The following is a 10381-nucleotide window of genomic DNA, read 5'->3' on the forward strand; positions in this document are numbered from 1 at the left end:
CTTATTTAATGGCCGGGTCTATCATCCTGGAGGTAAACAATCGGATACTTCACCCGCTTCACCGTCCAGCCTGGATAAGCTCGAGCGAAGTAATCTCGAGTTTCCCGCTTAAACTCTTCTTGATCTACCTTCATCAGCTTCCAGATCCGCTCTCCCATCATGCTCTGCATCATAGGTTTATCGTTGATCATCGATCTGCCACCCTAACAAGAGCTCCGGTAGTCTCCTGAATCTCTCTCTTAAAGCGCTCTGCGTCACTATTACCGTCAGATAGATGCAGTAACCAAATCTCCTCAACATTACGGGTATCATTGGCTTTCAAGAATTCTTTCACATTCTCCAATCCGAAGTGAGAACGAAGCAGCCGTTTCTTTTGGGCAGGGTGTAAGTGCCCCGCAGCCACCCGCTTGTTAACGATATCTAAGGAATAATTGCACTCCACCATGATGTGAGTAAGGTCTTTGAAGCGATGCCGGCAATAGTAAGTATCAGTCAGGAAAACTAGTTTATCTCCCACTATATTTGCTAGCAGGAAGCCTAGTGGCTCCTCCACATCATGCTGAATATCAAACGGTAGAATTGTCCAAGTACCAATTGTGAACTGCTCCAACGCCTTTATGACCTTCAGGCGATGTCCTGACAACCCTCTAGCAGTTGCCGTACCTGCGCTGGTATAAATGTTGATGCCTGCTCTCATGATGTCAGGAGCAGCCTTGCTATGATCTAGGTGCTCATGAGTAATAAGGCAACCTGCAATGTCAGACATTCTAAAATTAAGCGCCCGCTGTATCGACTTATAAGGAAAACCGGCTTCCAACAGAAGCACGGTGTTGCCGTCCGATATTCGGTAGGCGTTACCGGCGCTGCTGGAGCCGAGGCACTGGATGTCGATCATTAGAATTCCATCTCTTGTTCCACAGAAGGTACATCACCAGAGAAATTATCAGGATCAGTTTCACATGTGGATTTATCATTTGCTGGCGGGCTTTTAGTAGCATCCGCTGGTGGACCATTCGGAGTAATATCAATAATCGTTCCGTTCGCATTCGCCCGAATTTCTTCGTCGACTTCCGCCTCTGCAAAATCACTTTCCATTTGCTTAAGGCGCAGGTAGTCGTCGTCAATCTTCTGAGAGTCGATAGTGATGTCGCCATAGGCGGCACGGTAAATGGTCTTCCAGGCCATCTTGTCATACCAGCCCTCCACTGTTTCCGTACCAACTTTTTTGTTATTTTCCCATTTGTCCTTTTCCCCTCCCCAGAATTCCGGAGAAGCATGATCTGGCTTTCTCTTTTCGATATCCTTTTTTGTCATGACGACAAGCTTGTTCTTTTCTGGAGCCTTTGAATAACTGTGATAATAAAAGCCTCCTATAATATCCCCGCGGTCAAAGGCATTGACGATCTCGAACTCATAGCCTTCATACTGATTCTTTGAATCCTTCTTGACCGGTCTGAACTTATCGGTTGAGTAGACCAGTTCAACGGTCACATGATCCGGAACGTCTAGACCATATTTAGTAGCTTTCAGTTCAATGCCTCGATACCCTTCGATGAAGGTGATATCGTATTTTCCGGTATGTTTGTTCTTATAAGGAATTGGGTTGATGTGGTTAGGTTGCGAAGGGTCAAATCCAACCCTTGCCATTGCCACCACATCACGAGCAAGCTTCTCCATGTTTACGTGTTGCCAAGTTACTGGCACAGCATCACGGAACTTCTCAGACTTCTTCAACCGCTTTTCTTCAGTTGTCTTAAGAATGGCATCCAGAGCGATGAAGTAATTCTGAGCCAGACGTTTCTGAAACTTGGTAAGAGCTACCTCACCCACGCCGGAACCAAACTCGGAAATTACCTTGGTCATGAAGCGTTCCGATTGAGTAGGTTCCTTTTTAGCAATCTCTGCCGGAGCTGTTTGTTGCTTTGTTTGATCTGTAGTACTCAATTAAATCGCCTCCTGTATGGCTGCCGTTTCTATGCGAAGCTTCTTATCTTTTTCACTAACTACCAGCCGAATGACCTGGGCATCTGTATCAATCAACCTCGTCACTGCTTCAGCGTTATCGACAAAGATTGGAGCAGAGAAGCCGTAATGAGCACCTAACGTGTTGATGATGTCCAAACCGACATTGATACGAGCCGCATTGTTGAGCCCACCATCATAAGGAACTCCCTTATACAGGGTGTCGCAGACTTCCTTGATCCCACCGTTGATTTGATCCTCAAAGAGTCGGAACCGTGCGAGCTTGAATTTGCTGTTGATCTTAGCATCCAGCATGCTGACCTTGGTCTTAGTGAATTCCTCGCAGAGGAACAGTTCATGCTGCAGGCGTTCGTACTCTGCTGCAAGTTCCCGCTCCTGTTTCTCTAGCTCCACCACCCGCATCTGCGCCCGGCGGACACCATCGAATTTAGCGAGATCGCGTTCCATTTCTTCGATCTCAGCACGTTGCTGGCGAATTTCGGAACGGGTTGTTGCAGCAGCATCTTCACCTGAAGTTCTCAATACTTCAATCTGCTGTTTAACTTGAGCAGCTTCAGTCTGCTTCTTGGCATATTCAGGATCAGTAGCCGGGTCCTTGACTCCTGTACGTAGCACAGTCAGCTGCTCATCAGCGGATGCGACCTCAGCCTGCAGGGTTTGGAGGGTACTAGTCAAACCTTCGATTTCTTCCCGTAGCCGAATGATTTCCTGCTCGAATTTTTGAGCTTCTGCTACCGCCGCTTTACCGGAATTATTGATACGCTCCTTACGCTCCGCTAGCCGACGATTAAATTCTGCCTCTGCTTTGTCGTGAGCCGCCTTAATTTGATCTTCTGGGAGTGACTGACCACAGGCTGGGCAATTGGAATCATGACCTTCAGGATATTCAAAGGTAAGACTCTTCAGTTCAGCAAATTCTGTTCTCAAGCGATCTGCTTCTTGCCGACGATCAGTAACTAAGCGCTCATTTTGCTTGATACGTTGCTCCTTGTCCTCTACTGTACGGCGGTACTTATCCAGCTCGTTATGCATCCGGTTCACTTCATCACGTTTGAGAGCCAACTTATCTAACACATTGGACTGCATACGACTCTTAATATCGATCAGCTCGCCTTCAATTTCACGAAGCCGCTTTTCCTTAACCGCTACCTCACCACCTGAAAGAATCCGCGAAAGCTCGGCCTCCCCTGATTCCACCCGATTACGTAGGATCGCGATATCTTCTTTGAGGAGTTCTTCATCCAGCTCCGCAACATCCGGCATTTGACGCTGCACTTCACTGATCCGCACTGGTAGCTCCTTGATCTCCTTATTAATCACAGTGCATCGGGAAGAGATAACCTTTTTATGTGACTCAAGGTCGTGATCTCCCAGGATACCTGGTAATGAAGCAAGTTCCTTGTTACCGTGAATGACCTCGGCGTCCGTAAGATCACCGCATACCTCTAGTAATGTCTTTCGGCGCTCTTCTTTCTTTAGCTGTTCATTGAAGTAAGAAGGTGAAGTCAATAGTTTGAATAAATCCTCTTTGATGATGAAATCGACTTCGGCGGTGTACTCTCCCTTTTTCACAGGAACACCATCAAGGAAGTAGTTCGTTTCATGCCCTTCGAAGGCGTCCGTCGCGGAACCGCGCTTCTTAGTCCACTTCTCGGAGAAGACACGGCGGAAAGTACGGCGGCGTCCATCGATCAGGAAAACTCCCTCGACCTCGTGTTCCAACTTGTGCTGAAGAACCTTCCCCGCTCCATCCAAACCCTTAATCTCGAAGTCAGCCTTGTTCTGGCTGTCCTTACCGAACAAGAGCCAGACAAAGCCGTCGAACATAGTGGTCTTCCCAGTAGCATTGTCACCATAGACATCAGCGTCCCCGCCATTAGCGGCGAGGACAAGTTCTTTAATACCTTTGAAATTACGGAGCGTCAGGCGCTCCAAAACGATACGTTTCAAGCGATACCCTCCTCGATGGCTTCATTGCATTCAGCATGTAAGATCATTTGTTGATCAGGTGTTTCTGGGTAACGAATACTTTTCAGATAAGTCCGAATGGCATATTCGACTTCAGCTAATTGATCCGGATCAGCGTGCAGCTGAAAGGTTCCAGATTGCTGCCGAATTGAAAGAACCGAAGGCGTATAGTGTGTTGGAGGCTGAATTTCAACCTCAATACGCTGACCACTAATGTCAGCAGAAAAGGCAGTTAACATTACTTTCACTCCCTCTTGTGTAGTGCGCCCCCACCTGCTAAGATGGAGGCAAGTGAATAATTAAGTTTTCAATGAACAGTGATAGCCCATGCCAGTGGGCTATTTTTCGTTGTCGTGTTCAGCAATTTGCTTGTAATCCACAATTACAGGAGCGTTCTCGACACTGGCTATCATGTGGCCATCTTCGTCCAGAACGACATACTCAGAATGAATATGGTCCTCATACTCAGAACCAACCTGCTTAATTTCAATTACTTCATGGCTATCAATCTCGGTTCCAACTTCAAATACTCGTGTTGGATTACTAACCACTGTTAACTTTTGAATGACTTGTATAAGCTGCCTCCTTCCATATGTATTGATGCGTCAGCCGCATCTCCAAACGCCAACCCGGAGGAAAGGTTATTTCTAAGGGTCGACGCTTGGAGACAGGGGCCGAAGCCCTTGCTTTTCTTACTTAATTCCTGCCGCAACAGCCATTTGCTGAATAATTGCGCGGCTGTACAGTTTCCCTTCGAACGGAACCAAATCTTCCTGGCTACCAGTGATCGCACAGCCCGGCGCATACTTGCGGAAGATGATCTTGTCGTCGTCAACAAAGATCTCTACAGGGTCTTTGATTTCCAGATTCATCGTTCTACGCAGTTCAATCGGGATAACAATCCGTCCAAGCTCGTCAATTTTGCGTACAATTCCAGTAGATTTCATATTATTTAGCCTCCATAGGATTTATTTTTTGGTAGTGTTCTTTAAAAGCGTTCTGAATCTCAGAAGGTAGATTTTCGGTGACTTCCTTCCAAGAATCAAAAGCGGCCTGAGCGATGTCTCGCTTCCGCTCCAGTTCTAGCACCTCAAACCGGATGGATGCTGGGGAGTAAAGCGATTCTCGAAACCGTCTCTCTGCAACGAGTCTTTCATCCCCCACTTGTTTAAAGCGTTCAGCCAGAGCTTGACCGAAGCTTCTTATCTGCTGTTCTGTCACACTGCCCCCTCCTTGCGCTTTTGACGCTTCGAGGTTAAAATGGACACCAAGAGATTCTCTAACCGAGATTTCAAACCAAGTGACTGCCCTGCCAGGCGGTCATTTTTTATTTCTACTTCTGCAACGCGTATCATATTGTTCAAATAGCTCTCCGCATCCTCAATCCTTCCAGGTAGCATCACACTCGGGTTCTTACGGATCATCTGCAAGTTATGTGTTGCATGTTGACCCGCTTCTCTTGCCTCAGCAACCAATTGTTCTCTTTCCAAAGCGCTCCCTCATTTCAAATATTTTTTTGCTTTCAGCTCAGCTCGATGCTCTTTCCAAGTTCCCAACCAACTAAAGGAATACTCTTTACATATCACTGCAGCCAGATGAGTCAGGGCCGTGATAGCTTCCACCGATTCCATAAGCAGTTGCTTTATTTGATGCCGCTCTGCATCCGTTATTTGTTCATTTGTTTTACTGATTGGAGCTTGCCCAGAGGCTTCAAGCACTTCTTGCATTTCTTCGATCGTTTTGAATAAAACGCTTGCTCTATGTAGGTCTACGTTGTCTAACCATGGGGCAAACGCCCCACCAGTTACATCTGCAGCAGCTGCTAGTGAGAGTTGCCCATCATCGTAATGTTCAATTACTGCTCTCATGACCGGTTTGGATGCTTTTCGAGTTCCCCTTGCAATTTTCCCTATTAAGGAAGCATCAGCATGAACGATAAGCCCTGCTTTTTCTCTGGTATCACCTGAGAGCTTTAATGCTTGCTCTAATGCTGGTCCGAATTGTCCGATTGCCAACTTTTGATCCTCTCCTTTGTCCGTTTTATGGGATGCTATCGGACAGAGGCCTGATGTATGATGTTGTTAAGCAATTCCCCTTGCCGAATCCCCCACCCGCCGTAGCCGGTACAGCTTGGCGGGTTTCCTCATTCATAACGCTCTGTTTTTAACCAGTGGTACAGATCCGATTTAAGAACAGTTACTGCCTCGCCCTTCTTCCTATTCCGATTCAAATGTGGAAAGGTAGGATGATTGGTAAGCTCTTGAACTTTTGGAGCGCTCATTCTCAGTAACTTCATAATATGAGCTGGTCGGAGCACTTCGGGATATTCTCCATTCAACCGTAGTTCCGCAAGCTGCATTTCCAATTTTTCATTCTGCTCGGCAAGATCAGCCGCCAGGCGGAGGGCTTCCGCGAAGGTCGCTGGTGTTTTTACAGCCTTAGCCATGACGGTACCTCCTTACTTAACTTTGATTAGCACATATCGAGAATAGCCTTGGCCATGCTCTCGGTAATCGAGTATCCAGCCATCATTTATTAGCTGAGTGGCTTCCTCCGCTTTACGCGTTTCTTTAATTTCACTGATATCCTGAGATTCCTGTTAGATCACCTCATTCACTGAATTAGTTTCCTCTTTCTGCTAAAATGGGAATGTCCAAATCACATACATTTAGAAAGGGGAATATAACGATTTGAATAATTTCCTTGTTAATTTTCACACCTTAAATATTCATGATAAGAAAACATTTGAGTATCTAAAAAAACTCTTCACAAATTATCGATACCGCAATACTTTCTTTGAAATTATTAGTAGGACAAGAAATTATGAATACGCCCTTTCTATATGTGATTTATTTGATCAAATACTTGAGTATCATGGAGGTAACCTAAATAAAGAGTTATTCAAAGATATAGACAGTGGAGTAGTTGATCTCCGATTGATGTGCCTTGATAGGAGCGATAGGTGGTTCAGATATCTTGATTATTTTGAAACTGTTTTTTTAGAAAAAAAATATGAGATTACATATTCACTTGATTCTGCAATTGAGCGATTTGAAAGGTACCTTATAAGAAGCGACGAGCATTCTCACTACGTTCATTTTCTTTACTTGAGTGATGACCGAAGATCTATAATCAAACGGAAAGCGGAACGTCAAGTAAACGGTAAAAGTTCATCCCACCTAAAACACCACACTCAAAATGAGCTTTCTGATATAGAAATCGAACGGCGTTATTATGAGGTTCTCAAATATGCAAATCTTCATAACGAATAGGTCAGATCACCTCCTTTTTAAATTGTTCTTTTAAGGAACAATTGTCATTAAAAAAATTTTCCCATGGGAAATTTAATGATTTTCCAATAGCTTTCGCAGCTGGAACTGCTGGAGTTTTAATTCCAGCTTCGATATTTGTATAGTAACTTCGAGAAATCCCAGCTTCATCAGCTACTTGTTCTTGTGTTTTTCCTAGTAGTTCACGAAGTTCCTTCAACCAGTTTCGCATGATCAACACCTCCATTGTTCCTAAAAGTAACTTTATGAATTGATTATATGTTACTTAAAGAAACATGTCAATATAATTTGATTCTTATAGGAACATTTATTTATTGTTCCTGTAAGGAACGTTATAATAGCTTTATTCTTATAGATGGTGTGGTGTATATGGAAATTGTCGCTAAACGATTAAAGGTTGAGAGAGAAAACCTTAAGAAGTCGGATTCTAAATGGACACAAGAATATGTGGCTGATCTTGTTGGTGTAGCAAGACCTACATATACTGCCTATGAAAACGCAACTAAACTCCCGCCAATAGATACGTTGAGTAGGCTTGCTGACGTATTCGATGTCGATACTGATTATTTAAGTGGTCGATCAGACATACGTAAAAGACCTGATACAAATATGTCCTTTTTCGGTGGTCCAGAGAATTATACTGAAGATGAGATAGAAGAAATGGAAGCTGCTCTCTTGCGTTACCGAGAAATGAAAAAACGCGCGGCCGAACAAACTCAAAAGAAATAATAAAATCCTCCATCCGATGGAGAAATATAAGGTTGGTAATACATGTGGTACTCATAATTATTCTTATATTAGCGGTACTTTATAGTAGAAGTTTGAAAAATATAATATCTTTCCTCTTCCTTGGATTTGTAGCTTTGTTTTTGTGGGAATTTGCTTGGTGGGGGAAAATCATTGACATCCTTTTTATCTCTATCATGTTACTAGTTTTAATATTAGGTTTTATAAGAGGATTTAAAGTTAACGAGAATAAACCCGATAAGCACTGAATTACTTAAGCCAGAAATGGCTTTTCTTTTCACAACAAAACAGAACATATGTACGTAAAACGGGGGCCATTATATGAATTATTCCAACTATTTCAAAACTCCTCTGGAACAATGGATTGAAGAACAATACCGATCAAACGGTGTTTTCACTCCTAATGATCTTGATATAGACAAGATCGCACTGAGTTTCGGGGTAGATATTGTTTATTACGACAAAACAACATTTAGTGAGAATGAAGAAAGAGTCATTTTTATAGACAACCGCAATGATCGTACAGAACAGCGTAAGGTTTTTTTTCATGAACTTTGTCATGTAATTCGTCACTCAGGTGATCAACGCTGGATGCCAGATTTGTTTCGTGAAGCTCAAGAGATTGACGCTAACCGTTTTGCGTTATACGCCACGATCCCATTCTTTATGCTTGAGCAGATAACACTTCCCATTCACAGGAGCGAAGCCATTAGCTTACTCGCTTTAGAATTCCATGCCTATCCAGAATTAGTAGAATTGCGTCTCAAACAAGTGGAAGATCGAATAAGCGATTCGGAGTTTATATCTACCTTTACATACAACAACCAGATTACGTCCAGTCTTGAAACTACAATCCACGAATCCCCTGTTTCAGGCCTCGACTACCTTCAGGAGCCCCGTATTCATTCATTGTATGGTCTAGAAGACTTCTCTCGCCCCCAAGCCTTAGTCATTGAGCAGCGTCAGGGTTTCAATTGGAACAAGCCACTGGACCTTAATGTCGAGCGAAACTATAAACTACATAGTTCGTCATTCCACCGTTCTCGACATGATGCTACCGTTCTGCCTGGAGACCTTTCTCTACTTCCGAATCGAAAAGGATATGTGACCATTAACTTATCTCGAGTGGCCTGGCGTCATGGTCAGAACGTAACACGGTTGATACTCCCTATCGATGCAATTGATGATGCTATAAATTTCTAGTTACGAAGGGATTGATGATTATGAAAGGCCATGTATACCCGAGGGGTAAAACATACACCTATGTCTTCGATTTGCCAGCAGATCCGTTGACAGGTGAAAGGAGCCAAAAATCAAAAGGTGGATTTAAAACCGAAAAAGAAGCATGGAGTGCATGCAGAAAAGCAATGACTGATGCTGAAAAAGGATTGGATCTAAAACAGTCTAAGATTACATTAGCAGAGTATTTGGTGGAATATTTGGAGACACATGCTAAACCCAACTTCAAACCAACCTCATATGACACAGAGAAAACCATAATTGAAGCCCGCATTATACCGGCACTAGGCAAAGTAAAGCTTCAGGCTCTCACCCCACGAACGATTAAGAGCTTCTATGCAGACCTTCGGAAGAAGTATTCGAAGGACTATGTAAAGAATATCCATGGTGTGCTGAAACGCGCTCTCAGACTTGCATACTCTGAATCTGGACTATTGGCAGAAGATATAATGAGTAAAGTATCTATGCGGAGTAAGATAAACGCGAACGAGCAAAAGGAGATGCAATTCTGGACCATAGAGGAATTCACCCAATTCCTTAATTCATCGAAGTATCATGTTCATTATATTGTGTTTTCATTGGCAATTTATACTGGAATGAGACGCGGTGAAATCCTTGGACTTCGCTGGGGTGATATCGACTTTGAAAAGAAAGAACTCAAGGTGATCCAGACGGCCAACTGGACACGTGATGGTTTAGTCATTCAACGTCCCAAGACGAATGATTCCATACGACGGGTAAAACTTTTTCAGAATATTATTGATGACCTTAAGGAACGCTACAAGCAAATCGAGGCTTATAAAAAAGAATATGGAGACTCATATGAGGATAATGACTTAGTATGTTGCTACCCTGGCGGAGGTTATATAAAGCCAAAACGAATTACTGAAGGTATGGACGTACTTGTACGTAAAGCAGGTGTCAAAAAAATTAGGTTCCACGACCAGCGACATACACATGCATCATTCTTATTGGCGATCGGAATAAATCCAAAGGTAGCTGCTGAACGACTGGGTATGACTCCAGCGATGTTCAACGAACGATACTCACACCTACTCCCAATCATGCAGGAAGAGGCCGTTGACAAAATTGAAGCAGAACTGAATAAATACGCTGAAAAACAGCTCGAAACTTCTGAAAAATAATTCCCGTTA

At 43.6% G+C, this 10381-nt stretch carries 16 protein-coding genes; 4 read left to right on the forward strand and 12 right to left on the reverse strand.

Annotated elements, in window-relative coordinates; all coding sequences use genetic code 11:
• Positions 1-5: 5 nt before the first annotated feature.
• The 11 genes from MHI15_RS06470 to MHI15_RS06520 all read right to left on the reverse strand — a co-directional run bounded on the left by MHI15_RS06470 (position 6) and on the right by MHI15_RS06520 (position 6397).
• Complete coding sequence (locus MHI15_RS06470) at positions 6-191, reverse strand: hypothetical protein (protein WP_076302487.1); 186 nt, start codon at positions 189-191, stop codon at positions 6-8.
• Entirely contained in the window at positions 188-895 is a 708-nt protein-coding gene (locus tag MHI15_RS06475) for an MBL fold metallo-hydrolase (RefSeq protein ID WP_076302486.1), read from the reverse strand. Before MHI15_RS06475 ends, MHI15_RS06470 begins: the two co-directional genes overlap by 4 nt.
• Complete coding sequence (locus MHI15_RS06480) at positions 895-1944, reverse strand: recombinase RecT (RefSeq protein ID WP_076302485.1); 1050 nt, start codon at positions 1942-1944, stop codon at positions 895-897. The genes MHI15_RS06475 and MHI15_RS06480 overlap by 1 nt, the downstream gene beginning before the upstream one ends.
• Positions 1945-3933, reverse strand: coding sequence for a hypothetical protein (locus MHI15_RS06485; RefSeq protein WP_341164254.1), 1989 nt, complete (start codon positions 3931-3933; stop codon positions 1945-1947).
• The gene (locus MHI15_RS06490; RefSeq protein ID WP_341164255.1) at positions 3930-4190 is read right to left on the reverse strand and encodes a hypothetical protein; all 261 of its coding nucleotides are present in this window, start codon (positions 4188-4190) and stop codon (positions 3930-3932) included. Before MHI15_RS06490 ends, MHI15_RS06485 begins: the two co-directional genes overlap by 4 nt.
• Before the next feature lie 99 nt (positions 4191-4289).
• Positions 4290-4502 (reverse strand): hypothetical protein, encoded by a 213-nt coding sequence (locus MHI15_RS06495; RefSeq protein WP_341164256.1) that lies wholly within the window; start codon positions 4500-4502, stop codon positions 4290-4292.
• A gap of 141 nt (positions 4503-4643) precedes the next feature.
• A complete protein-coding gene (locus MHI15_RS06500) occupies positions 4644-4898 on the reverse strand; it encodes an AbrB/MazE/SpoVT family DNA-binding domain-containing protein (protein WP_076302481.1) in 255 nt (84 codons plus the stop codon).
• A 1-nt stretch (position 4899) separates the two neighbouring features.
• Entirely contained in the window at positions 4900-5172 is a 273-nt protein-coding gene (locus tag MHI15_RS06505; RefSeq protein ID WP_076136484.1) for a hypothetical protein, read from the reverse strand.
• Positions 5169-5441, reverse strand: coding sequence for a hypothetical protein (locus MHI15_RS06510; RefSeq protein ID WP_076220922.1), 273 nt, complete (start codon positions 5439-5441; stop codon positions 5169-5171). The genes MHI15_RS06505 and MHI15_RS06510 overlap by 4 nt, the downstream gene beginning before the upstream one ends.
• Before the next feature lie 9 nt (positions 5442-5450).
• Positions 5451-5966 carry a transcriptional regulator gene (locus MHI15_RS06515; RefSeq protein ID WP_076136489.1) on the reverse strand — a complete coding sequence of 172 codons (516 nt, stop codon included), beginning with the start codon at positions 5964-5966 and terminating at the stop codon, positions 5451-5453.
• A 128-nt stretch (positions 5967-6094) separates the two neighbouring features.
• Complete coding sequence (locus MHI15_RS06520) at positions 6095-6397, reverse strand: hypothetical protein (RefSeq protein ID WP_076220921.1); 303 nt, start codon at positions 6395-6397, stop codon at positions 6095-6097.
• A gap of 244 nt (positions 6398-6641) precedes the next feature.
• On the opposite strand from MHI15_RS06520, the gene MHI15_RS06525 reads away from it, so the two are divergent.
• Positions 6642-7223, forward strand: coding sequence for a hypothetical protein (locus tag MHI15_RS06525; RefSeq protein WP_076302478.1), 582 nt, complete (start codon positions 6642-6644; stop codon positions 7221-7223).
• Between the two features lies 1 nt (position 7224).
• Here MHI15_RS06525 and MHI15_RS06530 read toward each other — a convergent pair whose 3' ends face one another.
• Entirely contained in the window at positions 7225-7452 is a 228-nt protein-coding gene (locus tag MHI15_RS06530) for a helix-turn-helix transcriptional regulator (protein WP_076302477.1), read from the reverse strand.
• 47 nt (positions 7453-7499) lie between these two features.
• Between MHI15_RS06530 and MHI15_RS06535 the strand changes: the two genes are divergently transcribed.
• From MHI15_RS06535 to MHI15_RS06545, 3 genes are all read left to right on the forward strand, one after another.
• On the forward strand, positions 7500-7970 hold the full coding sequence (locus MHI15_RS06535; protein ID WP_305953962.1) for a helix-turn-helix domain-containing protein: 471 nt from the start codon (positions 7500-7502) through the stop codon (positions 7968-7970).
• A 339-nt stretch (positions 7971-8309) separates the two neighbouring features.
• The gene (locus MHI15_RS06540; protein ID WP_341164257.1) at positions 8310-9191 is read left to right on the forward strand and encodes an ImmA/IrrE family metallo-endopeptidase; all 882 of its coding nucleotides are present in this window, start codon (positions 8310-8312) and stop codon (positions 9189-9191) included.
• A gap of 20 nt (positions 9192-9211) precedes the next feature.
• Positions 9212-10372 carry a site-specific integrase gene (locus MHI15_RS06545; protein ID WP_076302473.1) on the forward strand — a complete coding sequence of 387 codons (1161 nt, stop codon included), beginning with the start codon at positions 9212-9214 and terminating at the stop codon, positions 10370-10372.
• Positions 10373-10381: the final 9 nt, after the last annotated feature.

Source organism: Paenibacillus sp. FSL H7-0918 (assembly GCF_038007025.1).
Lineage (GTDB): Bacteria > Bacillota > Bacilli > Paenibacillales > Paenibacillaceae > Paenibacillus_AQ > Paenibacillus_AQ odorifer.

Coding starts and splice junctions, on each gene's coding strand:
- MHI15_RS06545 (WP_076302473.1), top strand. CDS start 9,212: ATGAAAGGCCATGTATACCCGAGGGGTAAAACATACACCTATGTCTTC.
- MHI15_RS06475 (WP_076302486.1), bottom strand. CDS start 895: ATGATCGACATCCAGTGCCTCGGCTCCAGCAGCGCCGGTAACGCCTAC.
- MHI15_RS06470 (WP_076302487.1), bottom strand. CDS start 191: ATGATCAACGATAAACCTATGATGCAGAGCATGATGGGAGAGCGGATC.
- MHI15_RS06540 (WP_341164257.1), top strand. CDS start 8,310: ATGAATTATTCCAACTATTTCAAAACTCCTCTGGAACAATGGATTGAA.
- MHI15_RS06500 (WP_076302481.1), bottom strand. CDS start 4,898: ATGAAATCTACTGGAATTGTACGCAAAATTGACGAGCTTGGACGGATT.
- MHI15_RS06490 (WP_341164255.1), bottom strand. CDS start 4,190: ATGTTAACTGCCTTTTCTGCTGACATTAGTGGTCAGCGTATTGAGGTT.
- MHI15_RS06530 (WP_076302477.1), bottom strand. CDS start 7,452: ATGCGAAACTGGTTGAAGGAACTTCGTGAACTACTAGGAAAAACACAA.
- MHI15_RS06520 (WP_076220921.1), bottom strand. CDS start 6,397: ATGGCTAAGGCTGTAAAAACACCAGCGACCTTCGCGGAAGCCCTCCGC.
- MHI15_RS06535 (WP_305953962.1), top strand. CDS start 7,500: ATGTTACTTAAAGAAACATGTCAATATAATTTGATTCTTATAGGAACA.